Origin of the sequence: Nonomuraea sp. NPDC050227 (assembly GCF_044459705.1) — a bacterium.
Classification (GTDB): domain Bacteria; phylum Actinomycetota; class Actinomycetes; order Streptosporangiales; family Streptosporangiaceae; genus Nonomuraea.
This window is the reverse complement of sequence record NZ_JBITJF010000017.1, coordinates 184,268-210,326: the sequence shown is the minus strand read 5'-3', so window position 1 is coordinate 210,326 and position 26,059 is coordinate 184,268. Positions and strand designations below refer to the sequence as shown.

37 protein-coding genes are annotated in these 26,059 nt (G+C 67.2%); 33 read left to right on the top strand and 4 right to left on the bottom strand.

The genetic code is table 11. The features are described from left to right. Positions 1-30: 30 nt before the first annotated feature. The 10 genes from ACIBK9_RS47235 to ACIBK9_RS47190 all read left to right on the top strand — a co-directional run bounded on the left by ACIBK9_RS47235 (position 31) and on the right by ACIBK9_RS47190 (position 4,227). Entirely contained in the window at positions 31-456 is a 426-nt protein-coding gene (locus ACIBK9_RS47235; RefSeq protein ID WP_397165656.1) for a hypothetical protein, read from the top strand. Further along, complete coding sequence (locus ACIBK9_RS47230; RefSeq protein WP_397165850.1) at positions 453-677, top strand: DUF6011 domain-containing protein; 225 nt, start codon at positions 453-455, stop codon at positions 675-677. Before ACIBK9_RS47235 ends, ACIBK9_RS47230 begins: the two co-directional genes overlap by 4 nt. After that, positions 674-871: a hypothetical protein gene (locus ACIBK9_RS47225; RefSeq protein WP_397165654.1), complete on the top strand. Its 198-nt coding sequence runs from the start codon at positions 674-676 to the stop codon at positions 869-871. The genes ACIBK9_RS47230 and ACIBK9_RS47225 overlap by 4 nt, the downstream gene beginning before the upstream one ends. Next, on the top strand, positions 868-1,059 hold the full coding sequence (locus ACIBK9_RS47220; protein ID WP_397165653.1) for a hypothetical protein: 192 nt from the start codon (positions 868-870) through the stop codon (positions 1,057-1,059). The genes ACIBK9_RS47225 and ACIBK9_RS47220 overlap by 4 nt, the downstream gene beginning before the upstream one ends. 165 nt (positions 1,060-1,224) lie before the next feature. Further along, on the top strand, positions 1,225-2,097 hold the full coding sequence (locus ACIBK9_RS47215) for a hypothetical protein (protein ID WP_397165651.1): 873 nt from the start codon (positions 1,225-1,227) through the stop codon (positions 2,095-2,097). A 332-nt stretch (positions 2,098-2,429) separates the two neighbouring features. Then, complete coding sequence (locus tag ACIBK9_RS47210; RefSeq protein ID WP_397165649.1) at positions 2,430-2,744, top strand: hypothetical protein; 315 nt, start codon at positions 2,430-2,432, stop codon at positions 2,742-2,744. Position 2,745: 1 nt separating this feature from the next. Continuing rightward, positions 2,746-3,066, top strand: a complete 321-nt coding sequence (locus tag ACIBK9_RS47205) for a hypothetical protein (protein ID WP_397165647.1) — start codon at positions 2,746-2,748, stop codon at positions 3,064-3,066. Between the two features lie 3 nt (positions 3,067-3,069). Beyond that, on the top strand, positions 3,070-3,552 hold the full coding sequence (locus ACIBK9_RS47200; protein WP_397165645.1) for a hypothetical protein: 483 nt from the start codon (positions 3,070-3,072) through the stop codon (positions 3,550-3,552). After that, positions 3,545-3,934: a DUF6221 family protein gene (locus ACIBK9_RS47195; protein ID WP_397165643.1), complete on the top strand. Its 390-nt coding sequence runs from the start codon at positions 3,545-3,547 to the stop codon at positions 3,932-3,934. Before ACIBK9_RS47200 ends, ACIBK9_RS47195 begins: the two co-directional genes overlap by 8 nt. Positions 3,935-4,050: 116 nt before the next feature. After that, a complete protein-coding gene (locus ACIBK9_RS47190) occupies positions 4,051-4,227 on the top strand; it encodes a hypothetical protein (RefSeq protein WP_397165641.1) in 177 nt (58 codons plus the stop codon). A gap of 292 nt (positions 4,228-4,519) precedes the next feature. Here ACIBK9_RS47190 and ACIBK9_RS47185 read toward each other — a convergent pair whose 3' ends face one another. Then, positions 4,520-5,056, bottom strand: a complete 537-nt coding sequence (locus ACIBK9_RS47185; protein WP_397165639.1) for a LuxR C-terminal-related transcriptional regulator — start codon at positions 5,054-5,056, stop codon at positions 4,520-4,522. Between the two features lie 130 nt (positions 5,057-5,186). After that, complete coding sequence (locus tag ACIBK9_RS47180; RefSeq protein WP_397165637.1) at positions 5,187-5,423, bottom strand: hypothetical protein; 237 nt, start codon at positions 5,421-5,423, stop codon at positions 5,187-5,189. Between the two features lie 189 nt (positions 5,424-5,612). Here ACIBK9_RS47180 and ACIBK9_RS47175 point away from each other — a divergent pair, with 189 nt between their 5' ends. The 19 genes from ACIBK9_RS47175 to ACIBK9_RS47085 all read left to right on the top strand — a co-directional run bounded on the left by ACIBK9_RS47175 (position 5,613) and on the right by ACIBK9_RS47085 (position 19,025). Further along, complete coding sequence (locus tag ACIBK9_RS47175) at positions 5,613-6,158, top strand: hypothetical protein (RefSeq protein WP_397165636.1); 546 nt, start codon at positions 5,613-5,615, stop codon at positions 6,156-6,158. After that, complete coding sequence (locus tag ACIBK9_RS47170; protein WP_397165634.1) at positions 6,118-7,569, top strand: hypothetical protein; 1,452 nt, start codon at positions 6,118-6,120, stop codon at positions 7,567-7,569. The genes ACIBK9_RS47175 and ACIBK9_RS47170 overlap by 41 nt, the downstream gene beginning before the upstream one ends. A gap of 55 nt (positions 7,570-7,624) precedes the next feature. Continuing rightward, positions 7,625-9,289, top strand: a complete 1,665-nt coding sequence (locus ACIBK9_RS47165) for a hypothetical protein (RefSeq protein ID WP_397165632.1) — start codon at positions 7,625-7,627, stop codon at positions 9,287-9,289. Positions 9,290-9,292: 3 nt separating this feature from the next. Further along, positions 9,293-11,188 carry a hypothetical protein gene (locus ACIBK9_RS47160; RefSeq protein ID WP_397165631.1) on the top strand — a complete coding sequence of 632 codons (1,896 nt, stop codon included), beginning with the start codon at positions 9,293-9,295 and terminating at the stop codon, positions 11,186-11,188. 4 nt (positions 11,189-11,192) lie between these two features. Then, complete coding sequence (locus ACIBK9_RS47155; RefSeq protein ID WP_397165630.1) at positions 11,193-11,414, top strand: hypothetical protein; 222 nt, start codon at positions 11,193-11,195, stop codon at positions 11,412-11,414. Positions 11,415-11,583: 169 nt separating this feature from the next. Next, a complete protein-coding gene (locus ACIBK9_RS47150) occupies positions 11,584-11,736 on the top strand; it encodes a hypothetical protein (RefSeq protein ID WP_397165629.1) in 153 nt (50 codons plus the stop codon). 13 nt (positions 11,737-11,749) lie between these two features. Beyond that, positions 11,750-13,207, top strand: a complete 1,458-nt coding sequence (locus tag ACIBK9_RS47145; protein WP_397165628.1) for a hypothetical protein — start codon at positions 11,750-11,752, stop codon at positions 13,205-13,207. A gap of 1 nt (position 13,208) precedes the next feature. After that, positions 13,209-13,571: a capsid cement protein gene (locus ACIBK9_RS47140; RefSeq protein WP_397165626.1), complete on the top strand. Its 363-nt coding sequence runs from the start codon at positions 13,209-13,211 to the stop codon at positions 13,569-13,571. A 23-nt stretch (positions 13,572-13,594) separates the two neighbouring features. Then, a complete protein-coding gene (locus tag ACIBK9_RS47135; RefSeq protein ID WP_397165624.1) occupies positions 13,595-14,785 on the top strand; it encodes a Mu-like prophage major head subunit gpT family protein in 1,191 nt (396 codons plus the stop codon). 226 nt (positions 14,786-15,011) lie between these two features. Beyond that, the gene (locus ACIBK9_RS47130; protein ID WP_397165622.1) at positions 15,012-15,347 is read left to right on the top strand and encodes a hypothetical protein; all 336 of its coding nucleotides are present in this window, start codon (positions 15,012-15,014) and stop codon (positions 15,345-15,347) included. Between the two features lie 10 nt (positions 15,348-15,357). Further along, positions 15,358-15,714: a hypothetical protein gene (locus tag ACIBK9_RS47125; protein WP_397165621.1), complete on the top strand. Its 357-nt coding sequence runs from the start codon at positions 15,358-15,360 to the stop codon at positions 15,712-15,714. 11 nt (positions 15,715-15,725) lie between these two features. After that, positions 15,726-16,157 (top strand): DUF6093 family protein, encoded by a 432-nt coding sequence (locus tag ACIBK9_RS47120; protein ID WP_397165619.1) that lies wholly within the window; start codon positions 15,726-15,728, stop codon positions 16,155-16,157. Continuing rightward, positions 16,157-16,597 (top strand): HK97 gp10 family phage protein, encoded by a 441-nt coding sequence (locus ACIBK9_RS47115; protein ID WP_397165618.1) that lies wholly within the window; start codon positions 16,157-16,159, stop codon positions 16,595-16,597. The genes ACIBK9_RS47120 and ACIBK9_RS47115 overlap by 1 nt, the downstream gene beginning before the upstream one ends. Further along, on the top strand, positions 16,594-17,028 hold the full coding sequence (locus tag ACIBK9_RS47110; RefSeq protein ID WP_397165617.1) for a hypothetical protein: 435 nt from the start codon (positions 16,594-16,596) through the stop codon (positions 17,026-17,028). The genes ACIBK9_RS47115 and ACIBK9_RS47110 overlap by 4 nt, the downstream gene beginning before the upstream one ends. A gap of 72 nt (positions 17,029-17,100) precedes the next feature. Beyond that, entirely contained in the window at positions 17,101-17,433 is a 333-nt protein-coding gene (locus ACIBK9_RS47105; RefSeq protein WP_397165615.1) for a hypothetical protein, read from the top strand. Position 17,434: 1 nt separating this feature from the next. Then, positions 17,435-17,647 carry a hypothetical protein gene (locus tag ACIBK9_RS47100; protein ID WP_397165613.1) on the top strand — a complete coding sequence of 71 codons (213 nt, stop codon included), beginning with the start codon at positions 17,435-17,437 and terminating at the stop codon, positions 17,645-17,647. A 3-nt stretch (positions 17,648-17,650) separates the two neighbouring features. Further along, a complete protein-coding gene (locus tag ACIBK9_RS47095; protein ID WP_397165612.1) occupies positions 17,651-18,136 on the top strand; it encodes a hypothetical protein in 486 nt (161 codons plus the stop codon). Further along, the gene (locus tag ACIBK9_RS47090) at positions 18,136-18,657 is read left to right on the top strand and encodes a hypothetical protein (protein WP_397165610.1); all 522 of its coding nucleotides are present in this window, start codon (positions 18,136-18,138) and stop codon (positions 18,655-18,657) included. The genes ACIBK9_RS47095 and ACIBK9_RS47090 overlap by 1 nt, the downstream gene beginning before the upstream one ends. A gap of 59 nt (positions 18,658-18,716) precedes the next feature. Next, positions 18,717-19,025, top strand: coding sequence for a hypothetical protein (locus ACIBK9_RS47085; RefSeq protein WP_397165608.1), 309 nt, complete (start codon positions 18,717-18,719; stop codon positions 19,023-19,025). Here the strand turns inward: ACIBK9_RS47085 and ACIBK9_RS47080 are convergent. Continuing rightward, on the bottom strand, positions 19,018-19,245 hold the full coding sequence (locus ACIBK9_RS47080) for a hypothetical protein (protein ID WP_397165606.1): 228 nt from the start codon (positions 19,243-19,245) through the stop codon (positions 19,018-19,020). The two genes, ACIBK9_RS47085 and ACIBK9_RS47080, sit on opposite strands and share 8 nt — an antisense overlap. 339 nt (positions 19,246-19,584) lie before the next feature. Between ACIBK9_RS47080 and ACIBK9_RS47075 the strand changes: the two genes are divergently transcribed. Beyond that, on the top strand, positions 19,585-24,015 hold the full coding sequence (locus ACIBK9_RS47075) for a hypothetical protein (protein ID WP_397165604.1): 4,431 nt from the start codon (positions 19,585-19,587) through the stop codon (positions 24,013-24,015). Between the two features lie 36 nt (positions 24,016-24,051). On the opposite strand, the gene ACIBK9_RS47070 is transcribed toward ACIBK9_RS47075, so the two are convergent. After that, on the bottom strand, positions 24,052-24,243 hold the full coding sequence (locus tag ACIBK9_RS47070) for a hypothetical protein (RefSeq protein WP_397165603.1): 192 nt from the start codon (positions 24,241-24,243) through the stop codon (positions 24,052-24,054). Positions 24,244-24,318: 75 nt separating this feature from the next. Here ACIBK9_RS47070 and ACIBK9_RS47065 point away from each other — a divergent pair, with 75 nt between their 5' ends. The 3 genes from ACIBK9_RS47065 to ACIBK9_RS47055 all read left to right on the top strand — a co-directional run bounded on the left by ACIBK9_RS47065 (position 24,319) and on the right by ACIBK9_RS47055 (position 26,018). Next, on the top strand, positions 24,319-24,789 hold the full coding sequence (locus tag ACIBK9_RS47065; protein WP_397165601.1) for a hypothetical protein: 471 nt from the start codon (positions 24,319-24,321) through the stop codon (positions 24,787-24,789). Between the two features lie 66 nt (positions 24,790-24,855). Further along, positions 24,856-25,335 carry a hypothetical protein gene (locus tag ACIBK9_RS47060; protein WP_397165599.1) on the top strand — a complete coding sequence of 160 codons (480 nt, stop codon included), beginning with the start codon at positions 24,856-24,858 and terminating at the stop codon, positions 25,333-25,335. After that, positions 25,335-26,018, top strand: coding sequence for a hypothetical protein (locus tag ACIBK9_RS47055; protein WP_397165597.1), 684 nt, complete (start codon positions 25,335-25,337; stop codon positions 26,016-26,018). Before ACIBK9_RS47060 ends, ACIBK9_RS47055 begins: the two co-directional genes overlap by 1 nt. Positions 26,019-26,059 lie beyond the last annotated feature (41 nt).

The following is a 26,059-nucleotide window of genomic DNA, read 5'->3' as shown; positions in this document are numbered from 1 at the left end:
ACAGCAGTCCGCCCTGTTCAAGGAGGCCAAGTGACGCCGATGCCGAACGACCCGGACCTCTTGAGCGAAGCTCTTTGCAAGACCGCACTCGCCGGCGTAACCGTGAACACTCCCACGCAGGGACGGAACGAGGTCTACCACCTGCTGAACCACGAGCTCAGGCCGCTCTGTGGCTGCGGCGAAGCCGACGGGCGGCGTCTAATGGCCGTCGAAGCTCCCTGGATGCTCCGCTGTGGTAGGTCCGGGTGTCTGGAGCACTGGCGATTCATCAAGAAGGCCAACGAGGTGCTCGTCACAGCAGCAGGGGACTGCTATCACGACTACGTGGATTGCGAGGCGTTCCTGAACGGACGTCGCGGCAGCCTGCATGCGCAGTACCACCTGCATGATGTTGAACAGACGGACGTGTTCAAGGCTGAACGAAAAGGAAAGCGCCCTTGCCCGACCTGCCGGTGAGCGAGCTGCTCCTTAACCTCGATGAGCCTTCTACCCGAGAGCACGTCACCCGATGCGCCGCCTGCAAGCACACCCTGCGCACCCCTGAGTCTCGTGCTCTCGGCATCGGCCCTGACTGCGCGTCCAAGCTCGGCATCGCACCCCGCAAGCCTCTCCGGATCACTGGTGTCCCTACCGGGTGGGACGTGGAGGGACAGACAGACCTACTGGAGGAGACGTGACCCGCTACTTCCATCCGATGCACGTCTACGACACTAGGGACGGATGGACCTGGGGTGTGCTCGCCTACGAGGAGCCGGCCGGGTTCTGCGTGTGGGATGAGGGGCTTCAGATGTTCATCGGCGCAGGCATCACAGAGCCCGTGGCGATGCTCAGCCTGGGGGAGCCGTACGAGACCCCGGACGGCCGGATATGACCGCCGTCGAACACTTGTGGTCGGTCGATCAGGACGCCTACGAGGACGTCAGCGACGACGGACGGTACGTCGAGTGGAAGCCCACCGGGTACGCCTCGTTCCGCTGCTCGTGCGGCATCTTCGAGCACGGCCGCTCCGACATGATCGTGGCGCTCGCCAAGCTACACCTCGGCGAAGACGAGTTGTGAGACGATTACTGTCGTTCCCGCCACTCCGGCATACGCCAGACTCTCACTAGACAGCGAAAGCGGCCCTCCGCACCACCGGAGAGCCGCCTCGTCCCACTAGTCCTCGCCCACCGCAATGCCCTCATAAGCGGTCTCCTGTAAGCGTACTGCTCAGAGGGGGACAAAGTGGCCCTGGACTGCCCCGTCGCATCCTGCGACCGCACCATGCCCGGCTCGGCCCGCATCTGCGGAGCCTGTGAGGCCGAACTCGACCGCGAACTCGCCGCCGTCCCGGACCTGTGGGCGGACCTCGATCTCGCCATCACTAGGCAGACCCGCCTCACCAGCGGGGGAGTCGGCGGACGCGGCAACGAGAAGCCACTCCCGTGGAACGAACGAGCATCGGAGGCGGCTGACCATCTCGCCGTGATCCTGCTCGGCTGGACCCGAGTCCTCGTCGCCTCCGTCCACCCCTTGCAAGGCCCCGTCTGCGCCTCCTGCGACCACCCGTCGTGCACGTACATCCACCTCGGCCGCGAACCCCACCACGACCCCGTCCACGTTTCTCGTTGGCTCCGCAGGCACGCCGGCCCGCTCATCGCCCACCCCGCCGGCCCCGACGCCGTCGAGGAGATCCTTCTCGCCGCCAGGAACGCCCGCTACGCCACCGACGCCCCACCGCGGGATCTCGTCTACGCCGGCCCGTGCGACGCCTGCGAAGGCGACCTGTACGCCCGACCTGGCGCTGTGTCGGTCTGCTGCCGCTGGTGTGTGGACGAGGACGGGCAGCGGCCCCGCTACGACGTCCACGCCCGCCGCGAGTGGATGCTGAAAGCCCTCGAAGACCGACAGTTCGGCGCCCCGACGATCGCCCGCGCGCTGACGTCGCTGATCCGGCCGATCAAGCCCGCCCTGCTACACACCTGGATCTCCAGGGGCAAGCTCCAGCCGGCAGGGCTGGACGAGTCGGGGCGCATGGTTTTCCGCGTGGGCGACGTGATCGACCTCATGGCCTCGGGCGACACGAGGGGTCGTCAGCGTGACCTGGTAGTTGCGTAGACAACGATCAGGTGACATGATCCCTGGTGATAGCTTCGGCGAGAGCCGTCGAGAAGCCCGTCCATCTCCTCCCCGAGTGGGCGGGCTCTCGCCATTTCTGGGCTCCTATACGCCGCTAGAGACTTCAAGACGCGCGCCCTGTGCTGGAGGCGCGCTGCTCGCGTGACCACTCCTGCCCCCGTAGGTGACTGTCGCGTGAGCCGGGTTGGCGGCCCTCGTCCCGGCGAGGGAGCGGGGCCGCCAACCCACCCCCATATGCGTGCGGCCCTGACTAGCTGGGGGGTTGGGTCCAGGGCCGCACAACAACCCCCTACAGCCCCCTGGAGACACGCATGCCCCGGTTCAGGAAGAAGCCCGTCGAGATCGAAGCCATGCTCCTCCCCATCGACCCCACACCCGCGCAGGGCATGGAGGTCTACCAGTGGATCGAGCAGCACATCGGCTCCACCCAGCCCGCTGGTGAAGGCCCCGGATACAAGCCTGTCGCTACAGGGGTCACGATCGACCCCACCGACGGCCAGATCGTCATCCGCACCCTCGAAGGCGATATGAAGGTCAGTCCCGGCGACTACGTCATCCGCGGCGTTGCTGGAGAGTTCTACCCGTGCAAGCCGGACGTGTTCGCCGAGACGTACGAGGCGGTCTGAGATGGCAGAGACGACGACCGCCAAGCCGTACCTGTGGGCCGACGCTGATCGCCTGATGTGGCGTACGGAGTCAACCGGCGGCAAGATCGTCATGCCGCACGAGCCGTTCCTAACCTGGCTACGCTCGGAGAACATCGACCCCGCCAGGGCGAAGCGGTGCGAGGTCTACGAGGCCCGCGACGGCAAGCCGCCGTACGCGATCGTCACCCTGTACGAGCTGGACGAGAACGGCCGCAGAGTCCTCGACGAGGTACGCGAGGAATGCGTGACCTACACCGAGATCGTGCCCCTGTCGTCGCTGCCTCCCTTGACGGAGGTGTGAGCGGTGAAGGTCTACCTAGCGACCAGCGGGTCATACTCCGACTTCCGTGTCCAAGGAGTTTTCGCCCGCGAAGAGGATGCCGCAGCGTACGAACTCGGCGAGAGCGTCTCCGAGTACGAGCTGTGGGAAGGCCCGCAACAGGTCCGGGATTGGCACGAACTGACCTGGTACCCGGACCTGCCCGAGCCCGTGTATGAGCGGGACAGCTACTACGGCGGCACGATGAAGATGCCGAACCCGTATGAGGAAACCCTCGTCTACAACCGCCGTCACTACGACGGGGACGAGCGCCGAGTCGAGCACCACTGGAGGGACGCGGGCGGGGCTCACATCGGCTGCCTGAGAGTGTCCGGCTGGAGTCTGGAGCACATCCGCAAGGTGTTCGGGGAGCTGCGGGCCGAGTGGCTGTACTGCAAGTCGCTCGGCATGGTGTGGGACCCGAAGAAGTTCAAGTGGACGCCCGGCGAGGTGGACACCGATGTCTGACCTGCTCTCCTGGTTGAAGGCCACGATAGAGGGCGACAAGGCAGCAGCCGAGAAGGCGCAGCCGGGCCCCTGGCACATCGGCAAGGCGGTCGATCCGACCAGGCCGTGCAACGTGCACACCTTCCCCGGCGCGCGTGGAGTGGCTGACGAACTGCTGTGGCTCGATGCCGAGCACGTCGTTCGCCACGACCCCAGGGACACGATCGCCCGCTGCACGGCAGAACTGGCGCTGCTCGACGAGCACGCCGAAGCGAAGGCGCACTACGACAAGCACCTGTCAGCGCCAGCAGGGGAGCTATACGGCCTCTACTCGGCGATCAAGTGGCTGGCTTCCGGCTACCGCCATCGCGAAGGCTTCAACCCTGAGTGGCTGCGCGAATGAGCAGGTCAGAAGCCCTAAGCAATCCTTAGACCTCCGGGCGGGTATGAGGACACACCTACCGTGTGCGCCTTCGCTGGGAGCACCCGCCCGGAACAACCCCCCACCCTGGAGCCGGCATGGACGCCCTACAGCTCGACCTCGCCACGCTCGTAGGCCGCCTCCAGCAGGTGCAGGACGAAGGCGGCTGGGAGCACGCCTGCCCGATCGTGTTGGACCGCATCCTCACCTGCGACCTGCCACGCCTGCGCGAGCACCTCAGCGTGGAAGCTGCCGCGCTACTCGACGCCGGCTAGTAACCCGACTCGAATACCTGTTCGTCCTGCTGGGTATCCTCGCTTCCATGCCGCCCGTCGTGAAACTCCCAGCTCACCCCGCTGGAGCAGGTCACATCCTGGCGTGGCGGCAACGCGCCGACCGGACGTGGGAAGCACTGGTCGAGTACGTGATCGACGCGCCTGGTTTCCGCGGCGGCCTACAGAAACCCGCACAGTCATGGATGCCGGCACGCGAGGTCCAGCCCGTACAGGGCGAGGACTACAGCAGAGTGCCACGCACTAGGCAAGACGAATGACAGACCCGCTCTGCTCAGGAATCACCTTGAAGGTTCCGGTAACGGGCCCATCCTTCCTTCATCTCAGCACGCGTCCTGAGCCCCGTCCGCGCTTGTATTCGCGCCATGTACGTGTGAACAGTGGACAGAGTAACCTCAAGCCGCCGAGCGATCTGGCGGTCCGTGAGGCCCTGCACCACAAGATCCATACAGTCCTGCTCGCGCGGCGACAAGGTTCCCCACGTCTTATCAAGCTCGCCTCGAATACGTCCCAGTGACTCAGCAGCCGCAACGAGATCTTGCACTGCGTCCTGCCGCTCAGCCGCATCCAATTCCGGCGACACCACCTGATCGGCAAGGGTCGCCACCTGCTCCTCCTGCTTGGCTTCCACGGCAGCGAGGTCGATCTGTCCGCCAGGGAATTGCAGAGAGCTGACGCGGTCGATCAAACGCCCGAAGGCATCCCTGTGCCTCCGCATGACCAGCCACACCGCCAGGACGACAGCTACTGGCCACGCCACGGCGCCGACCAGGCCGGCAATGGCCTCGATCAACTTCGCCCAATCCGCCACACGCCGATACTGCCTGGCCCGTCAGGCTGCCGGTAGGGCTGTGGCTTGACCGTGACATCAAGAACCCTGCGGCTGATCCCCGCAGGTTAGACGGCCCCGAGCTCCCCGGACTCGGGGCCGTCGCCACACCTCACGTCAGAGCGAAGATGACCTTCTCCTGGTGAATGGTGCAGTGGTAGGACCGCAGGGGGCCGAACACGCCCACGAACGGCCCGCCCATCGGCAACTCCCTCGCGGGCACGACCCCCTCATCCACGAGGCCGTCGGTGTGGAACCCGGACGAGCAGCACCAGATCCCATCCAGGTTGGAGCTGGTCATCGGGTTGAGTGACCGGCGCTTGAGCAGGGTTACACCGTGTCGGATCATCGTCGAATCTCCTTCCGGGAGGGTGGCTAGCAGCACTGGATTGTGCATGCCGCCGGCGCTACTGTCCCCTCCTGCCGGTTTCGTCACTCTCGGTACAAGTCGGCACCCTCTGGATACCTACTCTGCGTAACGACAGCAGGAGCGTCTGACCCAGAACCCGCCTCGACGACTTGAACCCTTGGAGGCGACATGGGGCGGCAAGCCCGCAAATGCAAGGGCCGCAAGACCAACGGCGAACCCTGCAACAACTACGCCATCACCGGCGGCATGGTGTGCCACGCTCATGGCGGACGCGCCAAGCAGGTGAAGGCGAAGGCGGCCGAGAGGGTAGCGGAGGAGAAGGTGCGCGCCGCTCTGGCCCGCATGGATGTGGACCCGATCACCGACCCGCTGTCGGAACTGTCGAAGATCGCAGGCCAGGTCGTCGCCTGGAAGGACACGATCGCCGGCACCGTCAACGAGCTCACCAGCCTCCGCTACTCGACCGAGGGCGGGGAACAGCTCCGGGCCGAGGTCGCCTTGTTCGAGCGGGCGCTGGACCGGTGCGAGAAGTTCCTGTCGTCCATGGCCCGGCTCAACATCGACGAGCGTCTGGCCCGCATCTCCGAACGGCAGGCCGACATCATCATCAAGGCGATCACCGCGACCCTCGCCGAGCGAGGCTTGTCGGTGGAGGAGCAGGCGGAGGCGCGGCGTGACGTTGCTCGTAGACTCCGCGTTGCGTCGAGCGGCTGACGCCCTCGACGAGGCCGGCCAGCCGAGCCCGTACCTGAACGACCCGGTCGGCTGGGTTAAGGAACGGCTCGGCGGCCACCTGTGGTCCAAGCAGCGCGACATCGCCGAGAGCATCGTCCACCACCGCCGCACCGCAGTGAAGTCCTGCCACAACGCCGGCAAGAGCTTCCTCGCGGCGCAGATCGCCTGCTGGTGGATCGACGTCCACCCGCCCGGCGAAGCGTTCATTGTCTCCACCGCCCCGACCTACGCGCAGGTGCACGCCATCCTGTGGGAGGAGATCCGCAAGGCGGCGAAGAACCCGGCCGGCGACCCTCTCCCGGGCCGGGTGCTGCAGTCGGATGAGTGGAAGCTCGAAGACGGCACCCTGGTGGGGTGGGGCCGCAAGCCTGCGGACCAGGACCAGCACGGATTCCAGGGCATCCACCGCCGCTACGTCCTGGTCATCCTCGACGAGGCGTGCGGCATCCCCGAACAACTCTGGGTCGCCGTAGAAGCGATCACCACAGGTGCCGACTGCCGGATCCTGGCGATCGGTAACCCGGACGACCCGAACACGGAGTTCGGCAACGTGTGCCGGCCCGGCTCCGGCTGGAACACGATCCGCATCTCCGGGTTCGACACCCCAAACTTCACCAACGAGCCCTTCCCCGAGCACCTGCGACCACTCATGCTGTCGCCGGAGTGGGTGGAGGACAAACGGCGCCGCTGGGGCGAAACCTCGCCCCGGTACACGGCCAAGGTGCTGGGCGAGTTCCCCGAGGTCGGCGACGACACGCTGATCTCGCCGCGCTGGATCGAGGCCGCCCAGCAGCGGACGCTCAACCCGGGCCCGGTGAACGTGCTCGGCGTGGACGTGGCCCGCTTCGGCTCCGACCGGTCGGTGTTCTGCCTCGCTCGCGGCCCTGTCGCTCGCATCATTGGCGACCACGCACACGCCCGCACCACGGAGACGACTGGCAAGGTCATCGCCGCCAAGCGCGAGCACCAGGTGCACGAGATCCGCGTGGACGGTGTCGGCGTTGGCTCCGGTGTCGTCGACGAACTCTTGGAAGCAGGGCACGACGTCCTGGACATGCAGTCCGGTGCCGGCGCCATGGATCGGGAGCACTTCGCCAACGCCCGCGCCGAATGGTGGTGGGGGCTGCGCGAACGGTTCGAGCAGGGTGACATCGACCTCGACCCCGAAGACGACGAGCTCGCCGCACAGCTTGGGACGCTCAAGTACAAGTACACGGCCCGCGGCCAAGTCCTCATCGAGTCGAAAGACGACATGAAGAAGCGCGGCCTGCCCTCCCCGGACCGGGCCGACTCGGTGATGCTCGCCTACGCCCACGTACCTCCGCCTGACGAGATCGTCGACGGCGACGAACTCGACGACGAACTGGCGCTGAGCATCAGCCCGTACTGAGCTGAGGGAGGCCGCCGTGGGTATCGCCTCCCGACTCCAGGAGACCTTCTACCGGGTGACCGGCCGGACCGAACTGGCCGAGGTCGTCAAGGCCGAACGGCAGATGGTCGCCCACCTGCAAGAGTCGATCGCCGACCTTGAGGCCCGCATGTACGAGCCGGGGTGGCAGCGGCTCACCGCCACGGTGGAGGAGGAGTTCTCCCGGGGCGGGCTGGAGCAGATCACAGCGGTGTGCCGCATCATGACGATCAAGTCGCCGCTTCTCCGCCGCGGCCTGTCGCTCCGCACGGGCTACGTGTGGGGGCAGGGCGTCCAGATCAGCGCCCGCGCCACGGGGGAGCAGGGGCAGGACGTCAATAGCGTCGTTCAGCGCTTTTTGGACGATCCCGGGAACCGGCGCACGCTGACCGGCGACCAGGCGCACGAAGAGCTGGAACGGGCCCTCTATAGCGACGGCAACGTGTTTCTCGCCCTGTTCACCAGCCCGCGCACTGGACGGGTGCAGGTGCGGACGCTGCCTTGGGACGAGATCACAGACGTCATCTGCAACCCCGAAGACCGCAGCGAGCCCTGGTTCTACCGGCGCGAGTGGTGGCAGGACGTCCGCACCGACTCCGGCGTGATCCAGGAGAGGCGCGTCGCCTACTACCCAGCGCTCGGCTACAACCCGCCCCTCAAGCCGCGACGGCTGACGTTCCCCTACTACGGGGACAACCAGCTCGCCGAAGTGCTGTGGGACGCCCCCGTCTACCACGTGCGCGTCAACGCACAACTCGGCTGGAAGTTCGGGGTGCCCGACTCGTACGCCGCGGTCGACTGGGCGCAGGCGTACAAGTCGTTCTTGGAGGACTGGGCGACCCTCATCAAGGCGTTGTCACGGTTCGCCTGGCGCCTCACAAGCAAGGGCAGCAAGCAGGCCGCGGCCCGCGCCCGCATCGCACAAGCTCCAGCCACCGACCGCTACAGCGGAGATCCGCAGCGCGCCGGCGCCACGGCGTTGATGACGCCCGACATGAGCCTAGAAGCGATCCCCAAGAGCGGGGCAACGATCGACTCCGAGTCAGGCCGGCCTCTCGCCGCCATGGTTGCCGCCGCCCTCGACGTGCCGGTGACGATGCTGCTCGGCGACCCCGGCACCACCGGCGCCAGGGCGACGGCGGAAACGCTGGACACCCCCACCGAGCGAAGCATGGAGCTGCGCCGCTCCGTGTGGGCGGAAGCGTACCGGCGCATCCTCGACCACGTCATCGACCAGGCCGTCAAGGCTCCGCAAGGTGCCCTCAAGGGCAAGGTCGTGCGGGACGACGACAACATCGAGACCGTCGAGCTCGCCCAGGACACCGACCGGACGGTGGACATCTCGTTCCCCGACATCGACGACCTCGACCCCGGCGTCATCATCGACTCGATCACCAAGGCAGACGGCACTGGCTACCTGCCGCCCCTCGTTGTCGTACGCCTCCTCCTGGAAGCGCTCGGCGTGAGGGACGTCGAGTCCATCCTCGAAGCGCTGACCGACGAGGAAGGCAACTTCCGGCCCCCTGAAGGATTAGCGAAGGGTGCCGGCCAAGCTGCCATCGATGCCTTCCGTCGTGGGGAGGACCCGGCGGCGCTGCTTGCCGACCGCAAGCCAGGCCAGGCGAACGACGGGCCGGCCGATCCTGAGCAGGCCGACAAGCAGGACCAGGCCGACACCTCTGAGGATGACGACGAGGAGTAGGCGATGGCGATCACAGCAGAGACGCTGAGGATCGCCGAGCAGCTCCGCCGGCAGGTTGGCTTCATCGTGGACGGCGTCACCCGCTCCCTGACTGCTGCCTGGGTGAGGGCGTGGGATGAGGTGGTGTTCGATCTCGCCGCCGCGATCACCGAACTCCTCCAGATCGGCGACGGTCGGTGGCCGACGAGGCGGCAGATCGAGCGGACCAGCCGCGCCATGCGGGCATTGGACATCGTGGGGGCGAGCCTGGAACGCCTTGCCACCTTGACGCGCTCCCAGACCGCTACAGCAGCCGCAGAAGCCGCACGGGTGGGACTGCAGGGGCAGGGAGACCTGGTCGCCTCACAGCTCCCGTACGGGTCCACTCAAGCGCTCGCAGCCCGCTACAGGGCCCAACAGCCGGACACCATCGACGCGATCGTGCGCCGCACCGCCGAGCAGATCAACGCCGCACACTGGCCGCTCGCCGATGAGGCAACCGAGGCGATGAAGCGCGAGCTCGTGCGGGGCGTGGTGGTTGGCGACAACCCGCGCACCGCTGCGGCCCGCATGGTGAAGAACCTGGAAGGCGAGTTCAACGGCGGCCTGACCAGGGCGCTCAACCTCGCCCGCACCGAAACCCTTGATGCTCACCGGCAGGCCGCCGAGATCGGGCAGGAGCAGCACGGCGACGTCCTCGAAGGGTGGGTGTGGCATGCGGAGCTCAACTCCAGTAGGGGCCGGACCTGCCCGAGCTGCTGGGCCCTTCACGGGAAGGTCTTCCCGTTAAGCGTTCCGGGGCCGATCGATCACCAGCAAGGCCGCTGCAGCAGGACACCGAAGACCAAGAGCTGGGCGGATCTGGGATTCGACATCGACGAGCCTGACGACCTCATCCCCGACGCCCGGCAGGTCTTCAACGACCTGCCCGAGTCGGAGCAGGTCGCCATCATGGGCCGCCGCCGCCTCGACCTGCTCACGTCCGGCGACATCAGCTGGGACGACCTGTCCGAGCTGCGTACCACCGATGGATGGCGGGACTCGTACGGGGTGCGATCGGTCAAGGATCTGGAGCGCATCGCCTCCGGTCGCCAGCCGGAACCGCAGACACACGTCACGCCTCGACCGGCACCGCAGCCCGCGCCGGCCCCCGCTTCTGAACCCATGCGGGCAGTGCCGGAGGATGCGCAGCCCTACCACCGGACGCTCGACGGCATCGAAGACCTCGCCGACCTCGTCGAAAGCGGCCCGCCAGACGACCGGAGGCCGCTTGGCGGCGGAGCAGTCGCCGAGGTCGAACTACTCACCTATCCCGACGGCCGCCAGGTGGTCCGCAAAACGGCACGGCCCGGCTCAGGCGGAACGCAGGAGGCGGCGAGCGAGCAGCTCGCCAGCCTGGTTGCCCGCACGCTGGGCTTGCCGGCGCCGGGCGTCTACCGCAACTCCGACGACGCCATCTTCATGGAGTACGTCGCCGGCAAGACAGCTCAGGAGATCATGGGCTGGGGCGGCGACCTCACCCCGGACCTTCGGGCGGCGATCGACAGCAACGAGGGCGCCCTTCTCGGCCTCTTCGACGTGCTGATCTTCAACTGGGACCGCAACGCCGGCAACTGGCTGCTCGACGACCGGGGCCGTCTGGTGCCGATCGATCACGGTGTCGCCTGGACCGAGATGCCGTCCGAAAGCGTCGAGAGCCTGCTGGAGTACATCCAGTCGCCGTTCGCCGACCGGGTGACGGGTGACACCAACCCGTTCACGAAGGCAGACATCGCCGAAGTCAGGCAACGCCTCGAAGGGCTGAGGGCCGACTTCGACCACCTCGGCCACGGCTCCTGGATCGACTACGGGATGCAAGTCCTCGACCTGCTCGCCGACCGTGCACGAGGGCGCCGGAACCTGATCGCGAAGGTACGGTGACGTCGTGGCCGTCGTGGTGAACATCGTCAGCGTGCGGGACGGGCAGCTCGTCTCCCGCGCGACCTTGGCCGATGACGGAACCGTCACCTACCAGGGCGACGCCGCCCGGTCCGCTGTGCGCCGCTGGCTGCTCGCGAACCGTGGCCGCACCGAGGCCGACGCCATCCGTGCTCTCGCCGTCGACGGGTGGTCCAACGGCTACCTCATGGTGCAGCGCGACCAGTAGACCGCACCCTCCCTGACCTCTCGGCTGTCCCGTTCGCGCCCTCTCAGCTGCCCGGATGGAGGCTGATTGCGCCCTACGGGCCGCGTTGGCGTCGCGGTGTAGGGCGGGGAGCTAGCCAGCCCGCAGCGGCGGGACGGCCGACCTCTATCCATCCCGCTCGGAGGACCTGATGTCCGTGCCCGAACTCCTGACCATCATCGCCGCCCTGTGTCTGCTCGCCGCAGCCATCTACGCCGCCGTCCACAAGGCGTGGATTGCCGCGCTCGTGTGCACAGCCGGAACCCTGCTCGTCTTCGCCGGCTTCCTGCCTGACATCACCTGACCTGGAGGTCACCATGCCCGATCAGCAGGCGCTCACCGAGCGCGTGTCGCTCGCTGAGGCCGCCGGAGGGCAGGCCCCGAAGGGGCGCCGCTTCCGGGCACGCATCATCCAGGGCGACATCCAGGGCTCCAGCGGCTTCTATCCAGCGGAGATGCTCAAGCGGGACGCTGCAGTGTTCCGCGAGGGCCTGCCGGTATTTCTCGACCATCCGGGCGCCACCGAGTCCTACGACCGGCCTGAGCGGTCAGTCAGGGACCTCGCCGGCAAGCTCGCCTCTACCGCCGTGTACGAGCGGGACGGCCTGTATGCGGACGTCGAGGTGTACCCGCACTGGGCTCCGGTGGTTGAGGCCATGGCCGGCGACATCGGCATGAGCATCCGAGCCTCCGGGACGGTCGAGGCGTCGAAGGACGAGTCGATTCGTGGGCCGATCGTCACGTCGCTGACCGAGGCCGCGTCCGTGGACTTCGTGACCGCGGCTGGCGCTGGAGGGAAGGTCGTCGCTCTCCTGGAGTCCGCGAGGGCCCAGTCAGGAGACCTGCTCCGCAAGGCCACCGAAGCGCGTCCCTTCTCGGGCAGCCCCAGCGGCGGCGACATCCTTTCCTGGCGGGAGCAGCGCGCCCTCACCGAGGCGGCCAACGTCGGAGCGTGGCTCGAATCCCGCATCCACAGCATGTTCACCCAGCTCGCCGACGACATGTACGGCGACGGGCGCCTGACACGAGAAGAGCGCATCACCTGCTCCTCCGCGATCGGCGACGCCCTGGCCGCGTTCACCTCCCGCATCGAGGCCGACGCCGCCCACCTCTACCAGCGCGACCCGTGGCGAGAGCCCGAGGCCGTGCCTGCCGAAGTCGCTGAGACTACGGCCCCTGACGTACCGGCGCCGCCGGTCACCACCCTGAAGGAGGTAGCCCCCGTGAGCGGAGGCACCGCACAGGGCACGCCGAACGGCGGCCCGATCGACCTGAGCGAGGCGGCAGAACTGCGCACCGCCCTCGCCGAGACCAAGCAGAAGCTCGCCGAGGCCGAGCTGGAGATCGCCAAGTTGGGCGACCAGTCGCGTGAGCTGGCCGAGACCAAGGCGAAGCTGGAGGAGTCCACGCGGGAGAACCTGCGGCTCAAGGCCAACGACGCCGCTCGCGCCAAGACCGCGGAGACCCTGGCCGAGTCGACACTGCCTGAGACGGCGCATGAGCGCGTCATCGAGGCCGTTACCGGCAAGAACCTGCCCCTCAACGACGAGGGTGCTCTGGACGAGGCCGCGTTGGTCCGCAACATCAAGGCCGCGATCGAGTCCGAGCGCGCTTACCTGACCCGATTCGCTGAGGCGGCTGGCATCGGTCAGGTCCGCGGGCTCGGCGAGAGTGGCACCCCGCGGGTCAACGTGGAGTCCGAGCTGAACGACATCTTCGTGTCGCTCGGCATGAGCGAGAGTGCGGCCTCCGTCGCCGCGAAGGGGCGTGGCTGACATGGCTACCAACCGCGTGTTCGAGCACGGCCACCAGTTCGAGGCCAACGTCTCTGCCGTCACCGGCACCGGCGCCGGCGGCAAGGTGCTGTCCGGTGACCCCGTCGTCATCGGCCAGCTTCCGGCCGTCGCCCTCACCACCGAGGACGCCGACGGCATGGCCACCATCCAGACCGACGGCGTCTTCAACCTGCCGGTCAAGGGCGAAACCACCACCAACGCCGCCGTCAGCGTCGGCGACATCGTCTACTTCGACAGCGACAAGCTCAACAAGGACAACACCAACGGCGTCCGATTCGGCTACGCGCTGGAGGCCGTCTCCAGCGGTGCGACGACTCGTATCCGCGTCAAGGTCGGCTACTGAGGCCGGGAAGGACTACCACCACCATGACCGATCTGACGACCCTGCCGGACGAGGGCACCCGTCCCGCCGCAGAGGCCACCCCGGCGTGGCTGAAGGAAGGCGCCGGGCAGGGCATTCGTAGCCTGCGCGCCCGCCGCCAGGCCGACCCGAACTACGGGGGCAGGCTGGTGGAAGCGGCCCGCCTCTACCAGCGGGCTTGCCATGGCGACCGCAGAGCCCTGATCGACTTCGAGGAGGCGATGACCACCAGCGACTTCGGTCTGCTGTTCGCTGACATCCTCGACAAGCAGCTGCTGGGCGCCTACCAGGACTGGCCGTCCACGTGGCAGATGTACACGCGCCGCGGCACTGTGCGCGACTTCCGGCCGGTCAAGAGGTTCGCCCTTGACGGCGCGGCGTCCACCCTGGACGAGGTGCCGGAGCGCGGCGAGTACCCCGAGGCTGCGCTGATCGCATCCGAGTACGAGTACCGCGTCACCAAGCGGGGCCGCCGCCTCGACTGGACGTGGGAGATGCGCGTCAACGACGACCTGGACGCCTTCCGCGAGCTTCCGATCATCCTGGGGCGTGCGGCGAAGATGACCGAGGACAAGTTCGTCACCGGGCTGTACGCCAGTGCGAGCGGCCCGAACAGCACGTTCTTCTCCGCCGGGCACGGCAACGTCGTCACCGGCAACCCTGCGCTGTCCGTCGAGGCGCTTGAAGTCGCCATGACGGTGCTGGCGTCGCAGCGAGACAGCGACGGCAATCCCATCTTCATCGACAACCTCGTGCTTGTTGTCCCGCCTGCGCTTGAGGTCGTGGCCAACAACATCCTCAACGCTGTGCAGATCGACGCCGCGACTGGCGGCGGCGATGGCACGGGCCACAACCAGTTGCGCGTCAACAACTGGCTCGCCCGGCGCGTCAGCGTGGTCGTGAATCCGTGGCTGCCGATCGTCTCGGCCACTGCCAACGGCAACACTTCGTGGTATCTGATCGCCCAGACCATGGCCGGGAGGCCGGCGATGGAGGTCGGTTTCCTGCGCGGCTACGAGCAGCCGCAGGTGTTCGTTAAGGCCCCCGACTCGCTGCGCGTTGGCGGCGGGATGGCCGCAGTGGAGGACGGCGACTTCGAGACCGACGCCATCCGCCACAAGGTGCGCCACGTCCTGGGCGGCGTCCTGATGGACTACAAGATGGCCGTCGCCTCGAACGGCACCGGCACGCCGTGAGCCTGCCGCAGCCGCGCAACGCCACGGAGACGTACCTGGCTGCGATTAACGACCGGCTCGGCGAAATCCTCGACCGGCTCCCCGCACGCACGCAGGAGCCGGACGAGGGGCAGGTCGAGCTGCGAGAGCCGGCCACGCCGAACTCTGACAGCGACAAGCCCGCGGAACTGGCTGAGCCAACACCGCGGGCGCCTCGCAGACGAACGAAGAAGACAGGAGGGGCCTGATGGGCACCACCGCCAAGGGCGTGGCCGGCGGCCTCGCCAGCCTGAACGCGTCGGGCCGTGTTCCGGCGTCGCAGAAGATGCTCACTGCCACGGCGACGCTGGACTTCGCGTCCATCGCCGCGGGCGCTGTGGGCACGCTGACCGCTACCGTGACCGGCGCCGCGACGGGCGACTTTGTGATCGTCGCTCCGCCCGGCAACCTGACCGCCGGCCTGGTGCACTCGGCCTTCGTGTCCGCGGCGAACACGGTGACGGTCCGGATCATCAACGGCACCGCAGGCGCTGTCGACCCGGCGTCCGCTTCGTGGGGTATCGCCGTCATCCCCGCCTCCTAGGAGGTGCCGGATGGCGATCGACTACACCACCGACCGAGGCCGGGTCAGGCTGCTCATCCCTGATGTGGACGAGGCCAACCTGCTGCTCGCCGACGACCAGATCGACGCCTTCCTCTCGCTGGAAGGCTCAGTCAAACTGGCCGCTGCCCAAGCCTTGGACGCGATCGCCTCCTCCGAAGCGCTCGTGTCCAAGGCCATTCGCACGCAGGATCTGCAGACGGACGGGCCGAAGGTTGCTGCCGAGCTACGCGCACGAGCGTCAGAGCTTCGCCGTCAGGTCGACGAAGGCGTCGGCGACGACTCGGTGGGATTCGACATCGTCGACTTCGACCCGTACACCGGCTACCTCGGGTACGAGCCCTGCTGAGAGGAGGCTGCATGTCTCCTCTCGCAGGCCACCAGCCGATCGCGGCCAGGTGGTCCGAGCATCACAGGCCGGTTGCCACTGGTTCCCAGACGGGCCGCTGCACCATCACGCGGCCCGGCGTCGGGGAAGGCACAACCGACCCAGACGGAACCTGGCATCCACCTGCGGCAACGACGGTCTATTCGGGGCCATGCAGGATCACCGCGCCGTCCCCATCGTCGATCGTCGTGGTGGGGGAGCAGCAGACAGCCGTTGCCTCGTACGAGGTCGCGATCGAGTGGGACGCGGCCGAGGTCCTAGAACACGATCTCGTCACCCTGGACAGCGCCCCGGACCCGGCGATCGTCGGCAAGCAGCTCATCGTCACCGATATTGCGTATGCGACCGAACGATTCGAGCGGGTCCTGCGCGCGAAACTCAACCTCAGCGAACCGGAGGCGTGATGGGCTGGGACGTCTCCGAAGTCGACGGCCTGATCAAGCACATCGCTGCGGCACCCCCGAAGGCGGAAGCGCTCACTCGTGTCGTGGTCAAGAAGATCGCCTTCGATACCGTTGCCGGCGCACAGGGCCTCGTACCCGTCGACACCGGAAACCTGAAGAACACGATCGGCCAGGACTTCGACGACGACGGCATGGGCTTCGAGGCAGGCCCGACCGCCAACTATGGCGCCGACGTCGAGTACGGCACACAGCCGCACGAGATCCGACCCCGAGACGCCAAGGCCCTGCACTGGGTCGACAGCGAAGGCCAGGACATGTTCCGCCGCCGCGTCTGGCATCCCGGAACCGAGCCTCAGCCGTACATGCGGCCCGCGTTCGAGAAGGCCACAGCGCCGATCGACGACGTGATGTCACAGGTGGGGAAGAAGGCCCTCGAATGATCCCTGTCGCGCCGTCGACTCCGCACACCGATGCCGTGGTGGAAGCCATTGCCGCGATCCCCATGCTGGTCGACCGGGCCAAACTGCCATCAGGGGCGGGATGGCAGGGCACCCCGGGATCGTCAAGCTTCGTCCGGTACGCGGTCGTCTATCCGTTCCCTGGCACGCCTGAAGGCAACACGGCCGAACCGTACGAGTACCTGAACTATCAGGCGCAGATCAGCATCTTCGGTGCGACAGCAACCCAGGCCGAACGCGGGTTCGACGACGTGAATGCCGCCCTGATCGGCCGGCGCCTGGACGTCGCCGGGCGGTCCACTTACCCGGTCCAGGCACCCCCTGGTCAGAGGCCGTTGAGGCGGGACGACTCCCTGCCGACGCCTGTGTATATGGCGGTCGTGGAGATCCAGTTCAAGTCTCAGCCCGCCTGACCCCATCCCGTAATTCGTAGCCCGACACCGGCAGGTGCACGGGCTCTTCGGCATGCCCGAAAGGAGCCCGTAGTGGCTACCCGCACAGCTCAGGCGGTCACCGTCGCTGGTGTCACGCCCACCTACAACGCCGCGACGGCGACGACCGGAGACAAGGTGAAGGCCGGACCTCGCAACTGGGTCCACTACAAGAACGGCTCCGGTGCCGGTATCACCGCCACCGTGTCCGGTGTCGGTCAGACCTCCTACGGGGTGGATCAGCCCGACAAGGTCTACAACATCGCTGCTGGCGCGGAACTGCTGATTCCGCTGCTTCCCGAGTTCGGCGACCCGGACGACAACGGGCTGGCCACGATCATCTGCTCGTCCGTCACCAGCGTGACGTTCGCGGCGCTGCGGATCTGACATGCCGCGCAACCGGATCAAGGTCCGATCTAAGACGACGGGCCTCACCGCAGAGATCGCCGCAGAGGCGCTCGACCACTTCCCCGACTACGAGCCCGTCGAAGCTGCGCCGGAAGCGGTGTTCGTCGAGCCTGACCTCCCGCCTGCAGAGGCGGTCGAGACCCCCAAGACTTCGCGCCGCAGCACGGCGGCCAAGACCACTGAAGAGGAGTGACCCATGGCTGCCGACCTTCTGGGCGACGGCAACGTCAAGGTGACGTTCTGCCTGACGATCGCGAACATCTCCGCGCCGACCGCGGCCGAGTGCAATGCGGGCGTGGACCTGCAGGAGTACATCACCAAGGACGGGCTCGGCATCAGCCCCGAGCAGGCCGCGGTGGACAACACCGCCCTGGCTTCGCGGGACGAGACCGAGGACGCCGGTTCGGTGAAGTACTCGATCGAGCTGACTGTGAAGCGGAAGGAAGTCTCCGCCGAGGACATCGGCTGGAACACCCTCACCGACCGGACGCTCGGCTATCTCGTCGTCCGCCGCAACATGGCGCACGAGACCGCCTACGCTGCCGGCCAGCACGTCGAGGTGTACCCGGTCCGGTGCGGCCGGCCGAACATGCAGCCGCCGGAGCTGAACGCGGCGCAGCGGTTCGTGACGAAGATGTTCAACCACTCCACCTCCGACCCGGACGCGCTGGTGGCGGCATAGTGCAGAGCATCGACGACATCCTCGGGCAGATCCGTCTGCCCGAGCGTAGCTACCAGCTCTGCGTACGGCCGGACCTTCAGGCCCAGTGGGAGCAGGCCGAAGCGGAACTGGAGGCTGCCCAACGCGGCGACTCCGGCTCTCTCGCCGGCGTCAGCGCCGCGGCCAAGGCGGCTGCAAAGAGGGTGCAGCAGATCGAGGCGGAGATGGCCGAGCACACGGTCCCCATCACGCTGCGCGCTCTCACCCACAAAGCGTGGTCTGATCTGATCGCTGCGCACCCGCCCAGGGAGGACTCTGACGACGGGCTGTGGAACGCTGAGACGTTCAGCCGGGCGCTGCTTGCGGCGTGCGCGGTCGACCCGGAGATGAGTGTCGAACAGGCCACATCGTTGGTTGATCGTCTGCCGCTCGGCCAGTGGAACGGCCTGCAGGCGATGCTGTTCGACCTGAACGCGTCCGGTGTCGACCTCCCAAAATCCAGGCGAGCCTTCGAGATTCTCCGGAACTCGCGGAAGAAGTAGCACTCGCCGCCGCGTACGGGGTGCCGCGGTCGATCCTGCTCGGTCGGCAGCGCAAGTCTGTGATCGAGCGGGAGTACGACGAGAAGGGGCGCCTGGTTCGCGAGGTGCTGACTCACGATGCTGAGTGGCTGGAAGAGGATCTCGCCTACGCTAAGGCGCACCGGCGGAACAAGCTGGACGAGTGCCCTGCTTGCGGGCTCCCTCTCTCAGAGACGACCGATCCTGAGAATGAGGGGATGTACGAGGCTCCGCCCCCGATGCGGTGCCACGCCTGCACTCCTCTGGAGCACAGGAAGAACGAGTACAGAGAGTCCCCTCCGGGGCTGCTGTTCCGCGTCTACCTGAAGGTTCGGTCGGCCCTCAGATAGAGCGCAACATCGCGTGCATGATGGCGCCCAGCACGATCCCGCCGAGGCTAAGGATCATGCCTGCGATGGAGAGGGGCCGGTTGTTGGCGGTCCCGATTCGTGCCTTCGTGAGCCCCACCCCGGAGAAGATCACGCCCACGACGGCGAGCAAGATGCCGATCCGGGCGAGCAGCATGGTCAGGTCGCACACCACGGCCAGGATGCCGACGATCAGCCCCACGAGCCCTGCCCAGTTGTGGGTTGTGGGGGCTGGCATTGGGGGCCGGTAGCCGGGGGGCGGACCCTGCCACTGCTGCTGCTGTGGCTGTGGGGCGTACAGGCCCCCGCCTGGGTTGGGCGGCTGCTGCGGGTATTGCCCGTACGGCTGTGACGGCTGCTGCGGATACGGCTGGCCGTACTGGTCGTGAGGGCCGGGGTGCGCCATGTGGGGCTCCTGAGGGAGTAGGGGTGCGCGCGTAAGACGCGCCGACAGCGGGTGCGGTTTGCACCGTTACACGACAGGACCGCTCAAGTCCTGCAATCGCGCAATTTCGGGCTCCAGGGCGGAGGTGACTCCGCCGTGGCCGACCGCACCGTAACCGTCCGCCTCGATGCCGACGTCAAGCCGTACATGTCGGCGCTGGCCAAGGCAGAGGCGGCGACGAAGCGCCTGCGGGACGCCATGTCAGGCGACCTCAAGGTTGACGCCGACACCCGTGCGGCGACGGCGCAGATTCAGGCGCTGCAGCGCGAGGTAGACCGTCTCTCTGGCAAGAGGACCACTGTCTCCGCTGACGCGGATACGGCGCGGGCGCAGGCGGAGTTGGACGAGCTTCGGCGACGCCTGGACGAGCTCAATGTCCGCCGCGTGATGAATGTGGACCTGGACGACGGGGCTGCCCGGTCGGAGCTTGGCTCGATCCAGCGGGATCTGGAGAGGCTGAACGCCACCAGCGCCGATCCCAAGGTTCGTGTGGACTCTGCGGCTGCGCTGGCGCAGGTGCGCACGATCCAGTCGGAGATGGCACGGGTCGATGGCCGGTCGGCCAAGGTCAAGGTCGACGCTGACGTGAGCGGAGCCCTCCGCAACATCGCGATCGTCGCCGCGGCACTGGCGAGCCTGCCGTCTGCAGTGTCCATCGGTGTGGGCGTGGCGGGCTTGGGCGCGGCGTTCGGTGCGGCTGCTGCTGGCGCGGCAGGATTCGCCGCAGTTGCAGTGCCTGGGATCTCTCGGGTGACGGATGCGCTCAAGCAGGCCGAGACGGCTGGCGGCGGTGCCGGCGGCGCGATGAAGAGTGCCGCCCAGAAGGCCGCCGAGGCGGCGTCCGCTGCGCTGCGGCTGGCCGAGGCGCAGGACCGGGTCACCGACAGTGCCCAGGCGGTTAAGAGTGCTCAGCAGGCCGTACGGGACGCCATGGCCGGCGTTCGGTCCGCCCAGCAGGACGCGGCTCGGGCGGCAGAGGACGCCGCTGACCGGCAGGCTCAAGCGGCCGCTCGCATCGCCGACGCGGAGCGCTCTGTCCAGGACGCTCACCGCGCCACCCAGCGGGCGATCGAGGACCTCACGCGGGCACGTGAGAGGGCCCAAGAGCGAATCGAGGACCTTGCTCTGGCGACGGAGCGCGGGGCTCTCTCGGAGGAGAGGGCTCAGCTCAGCATCCGCCGAGCGCGGGCCGAGCTGCAGCGCATCCTGAACGATCCCAAGGCGTCCGCGCTGGATAAGGAAGACGCCGCGCTCCGGCTGCGAGAGGCCGAACTGTCTCTGCGCGAGATCCAGGAGCGCAACGGAGACCTCGCCAAAGAGCGCGAGGAAGCCGACCGGAAAGGCGTCGAAGGCTCAGACGAAGTCGTCGCAGCCAAGGAGCGGATTCTCGACGCCCAGCAGCGTGAGGCGGACGCTGAGCGGGCTCTCGCGGACGCTCGGGCGGAGTCGGCGCGTGCCGCCCGCGACGGGGCACGTGATGTCGCCGATGCGAACACTCGCGTCGCTGACGCTCAGCGGAAGGTGGCCGACGCCCAGCAGGCGCTGGTTAAGGCCCAGCGTGACCACCTGAGGGCCGTTCAGGCGCTCAAGGTTGAGCAACTCCAGCAGAAGGCTGCCCTGGAGCAGACTGGCGGCGCTGCTGGTGGGGCCGCGTCGAAGATGGCGGAGCTGTCGGCGGAGGAGAAGAAGCTCGCTGCGGCGATCAAGTCGTTCCAGGAGGACTACCTCGCCTGGCAGAGGTCGCTACAGCCGGACGTTTTCTCTGTCATTGAGAAGGGGCTCGACGTCCTCCGGGTCGGCATGGACCGGGCAACGCCGCTGGTCAAGGGAGGAGCAGCAGGTCTCGACCGGTTTGCCGACTCCGCGAAGAAGGCGCTGGAGTCCAAGGAATGGACCAACTTCTTCGACGACCTCGGACGACGGGCCCCCGACGCAATCGCCGGCCTCGGCAACGCCGCCATCAACGTGGCAGGCGGGCTGCGCGGCATCGTCGAGGGGTTCCTGCCCTACACGGGGCCCCTGACGGACTGGGTGGAGTCCATCACCCAGGACTTCGAGGACTGGGGGACCAACCTCAAGGACAGCCCCGAGTTCAAGGAGTTCCTGGCCTACGCCGCCGAGCAAGGGCCGAAGGTCGCAGAGATCGTCAGGAACATCGCCGAATTCATCGGCAACGTGGCTGCAGCCGGCGGCCAGCTTGGGCCTGGCGTTCTCGACTTCTTCGTGTCCTTGTCGGAGAAGCTGGCCTCTCTGCAACCTGCTCAGGTCGAAGCCATCGCGAAGGGTGTAGCGGCGATCTTCACGGCTGCCAAGCTGGGCACCACGCTCAAGCTCGGCGGGTTCGTGCTCCTCGCTGACGTGCTGTCCAAGATGAGTCCCGGCCAGATTCAGGCTCTCGCGATTGCCATCGTTGCGACTGTCAGCGCCGTGAAGGGCTACCAAGCCGTGACAGGCGCGGTCGAGTGGTGGCAGACCCTGTCCGGCAGCCTTGACAAGGCGGGCAAGTCTGCGGAGGGTGCCAAGGGCAGGTTCTCTGGCCTGTCGGGGACGCTCAAGGCCGGCGGCATGGCGGCGGTCCTGGCTGCTGTGGCGGTCGTCGCGGACAAGGTCGGCGATGCCCTTTCCGGCCTGAACCCGGACATCGATGGACTCGCCAAGCAGATGGCGAGCCTCGCGCAGCAGAGTCGGCCGGCCGCCGCTCAGCTCAACGTGTTCGGGTCGAACCTGGACACGCTGGCTGGCGACATGGCCCGATCTGGCACTTGGTTTGCGCCGGTGGTGGGCCAGTTCGAGTCCTTGGGGGACACGGTTGGTCGTCTGACGAGCAGTAACCCGTTCGCGCAGCTCACCACCGAGGTGGCGTCCATGGCGTCGTCCGTCACGGGCGACCTGTACAGCATGGACACGGGTCGGCAGAGGCTGGAGAACTTCGACAAGACCCTCACCCAGATGGTGCAGAGCGGCAACAGCAAGCAGGCCGCGGCTCTGTTCAACGAGCTTGCCAAGCAGGCTGGGCTCGCTGGCGGGGACGTGGACAAGCTGCGGGCTTTGCTGCCTGGCTACAGCTCGGCTGCTGCGGCTGCCCAGCAGGCGACGGCCCCGACCGGGGACGCGCTGAAGGATCTGGGGAACTCGGCGGATGGGGCGGCCACGAATGTGGACACGCTCCGCTCGGCGATCAGCCAGCTCACCAGCCTCACGGCTACTGCCATGCAGTCGGAGATCAACTACAAGCGGGCGGTGGATGACGCAGCCGCCTCCATCAGGGAGAACGGCCGAGCCCACGACACCAACAGCGAGGCCGGGCGTCGAAACCGTGAAGCGCTGATCGGGCTGGCGGAGAAGGCCAACGCCTACCGGGACGCTCTCATCGAGCAGGGCACTCCGCTCGATGAGGTGACTCGGAAGGTCGGCGCGCAACGGGATTCCTTCATCGGCCTGGCGGAGAAGATGGGCTTCTCACGCAAGCAGGCCGAGGAACTCGCAACCAAGTTGGGTTTGATCCCAGGCAACGTGAAGACGGACGTCAAAACGCCGGGCGGCAAGGAAGCCCTCGACCTCATCCGAGAGTACGAGAAGAAACTCCGAGAGCTCGACGGCAAGACGATCACCACCACGATCCGCGAGTACTACATCCGCAAGCAAGAGAACCTCAAGGCCCGCGCCGGCGGCATCTTCGCCTACGCCGAGGGCGGCATTCAACGGTTCGCTGCTGGTGGGCGTAGCACGCCGCCGAACATGGCGACCGGCCCGACCATCTTGTACGGGGAAGGCGCCGACCAAGAGGCGTTCATCCCGTACGAGCAGCGCTACAGGTCGAGGGCGATCGATCTACTCTCGCAGGTGGCGTCCGATTTCGGCCTGGAGGTTTACTCCGCTCAGGCCTCGCAGCAGGTGCAGAGCCTGACGAGCGCGATCGATGCGACGAGCATGCAGGTCGGTACCGGCCTGACAGGCGCGGTGAGTGCTCTGCAGGCGACGCTGGGGCAGGCTGGTTCGCTGACCTCGTCCATCTCGCAGGTCGGGGCCTCGGCGGAGCAGCTTGACCAGTCGTGGCTGGCTGGCTCGCAGGTCATCGGGGACTCGATCAACCTGCTCGGCGCGGGCGTGGACGGGCTATCCGGCAGCGTGTACGAGCTGACGCAGACGATGGCCGCGATCGGCTCCAAGGGCGCTGTGGGAGCGTCAGCGAAGAAGACCACGGGCTCCCTCAAGGGCAAGTCGGGCGGTTTCGTCGAGGGCAACCAGCCCAAGAAGCCGGCTGGTGGCATGGTGTCTGGCTCTCAGCCGGTCTCTGGGTATGCGTCGAGCGGTCCGGTGAACGCCAGCAAGGTGTCCAAGCCTCAGCAGATCTCGGGCTCCTACGGTGGCCTGGGCGGCTCGTACGGCGCGGGCTCGAACGGCTCGGGAAGTGCGAGCGTCGCCCCGCAGGTGACCAAGACGGTCAACTTCTACGGGACCACCGTGAAGGAGACGGTCGACTCCGACATCTTGTGGGCCAAGGCCGACCTGTACACGCGCGGCTGAGCCGCCTTTCAACATCAACACGTGAGGAGGGCAGGCTCAGCCATGCCTTGGGATCCAAACAGCGGCCAGACGTTCGGCGAGTACATGAGAGACGGGGAGCCGCTCGGAGAGGGCCGCACCGCTGACGTGGTCGTGGGGGAGCGCACCTTCCTGACCACTGATCAAGTGCGTGAGGGGACCCGCGACGACGGAACCCGCTTCCAGCATCGGATGGATCAGCGCGGCCATGAGGTGATCCGAGAGACCAGCCCGGACGGCCGCGAACGCCAGCACGTCCGCATCAACCTGCCTTAGGAGGGCGTTGTGGCGTTGCAAGACGGCGTGTTCTCCGACACGTGGATCAAGGCGCTCGGGAACACGATCGCTCTCGACCTGGATGACACCACGCCGGGCGTCCACAAGGGGGCGCTGTTCACGGGGTCGGTCGCGGGCGGCACGATCGATTTCGATCAGACAAACCCGGCGTACGGATCGAGCCCGTGGAACGCCAACGAGGCCAGTGGGCCCGGCTACACGGCAGGCGGTCTGAACATCACAGTGGTGTCCCTGGGCGTGCTGTCCACCGCGAACAAGATCGGGTGGAAGATCAGCACTCTGCTGTGGACGTCCACCACGATCACCGCAGAAGGGCTGCTCGTCTACACGTCGACCCTGTCCAATCGGGCGCTGCTGTACCGGTGGTTCGGTCAGCCCTACCCGACCGCTGACGGCGATTTCCAGATCACGTTCCACGCTGACGGCGTCTTCCGCGAGAAGCTGCGCGCCGCCGCCTAACTCCGCTGTTTCGACCTTCGACCCTCGCCGACGTGCGGGGGTTTTCGCATGTAAAGGGGGCCGAACGTGGCCAAGTCTGGATATTCGATCACGACGGAGGGGGCGGTGGCGCTGTCGGCTGCCACCGCCAAGACCATCCTGGGCGTCAAGAGCGGCGCGACGACCGCCAATCATGGCGTGGACTGGACCCGGTACAAGATCGGTTTCGATGGAACGTCCGCTGCTGCTGTTCCCGTCCTGGTCGAGCTGTGCGCGTGCTCTTTCGGGGCGAATCCGCCGGGAACCGCCAGCACGTCGGTGACGATCAACCAGGTGCGAGGTCGTCTGGCGTCGACCGGCTTCTCGGCGGCGAAGAACTGGACCACCGAACCGACCACGATCGTCGTCATCGACTCGTTCCTGCTGACACCGAACGGCGGCACCGTCCTGTACGACTTTCCGCTGGAGACGAACCCCGACTCGCCGCTCGGCGAGGGGTTCGTGATCCGCTGCACGGCACCTGCCGCAGTCAACGTCAGGGCGTCCATGGGCTTCGAGCGCTGCTGATGGCGATCGCGATTGCCACGTCGCCGCCGCTTGTCTCTACCGCCTCTGCGACGTCGCTGCCCACCGCCGCGTTCGACGCGCCCGCTCAGAGCCTGCTGGTCGCCTGCACGATGATCGGCGGCCTGGCTGCGCTGTCCAACTCCGGCGCCGCGCTGACGTGGACACAGCGGCACATCACCGCTGACAACAAAGACGCCATCTGGACTGCCCCCGTTCCCGATGCCCGAACAGGGATGACGGTGACGGTGGCGCGGGACACAGCCGCGACCTTCGTGGGCGGCTTCTCCGTGTACGTGTTGACCGGCGCCGGGCTGAGCAATCCAATCGGGGCGACCGGTAACGGCACCAGTACCACCAACAACATCACGCCGACCGGCTACAACTCCACGATCGCCAACTCGCGCGGGTTCGCTGTCGCCCGGGACACCGCTGCTGGCGGCACACCAACGTCGACCGATGACGAGCAGGCGTGGGTGCGCGGCATCAACACCGCCGGCATGAGCGTCGTCAAGGCAGCCAACACCGCCACCCCCGGCACAGGCGTGACGTTCAACTTCGATGCCTTCGGCACCTCCGCCGCGAACTGGACGTGGATCGCGGTGGAGATCACCGAAGAGCAGCCGATCCCCCCGACCCGCGTCTGGACGCCTCCGACCGCCGTGCATCGCGCTGCGAACTGGTAAGGGAGGGGTGCGGTGGCCCGCTCCGGACGCTCATTTCCGAA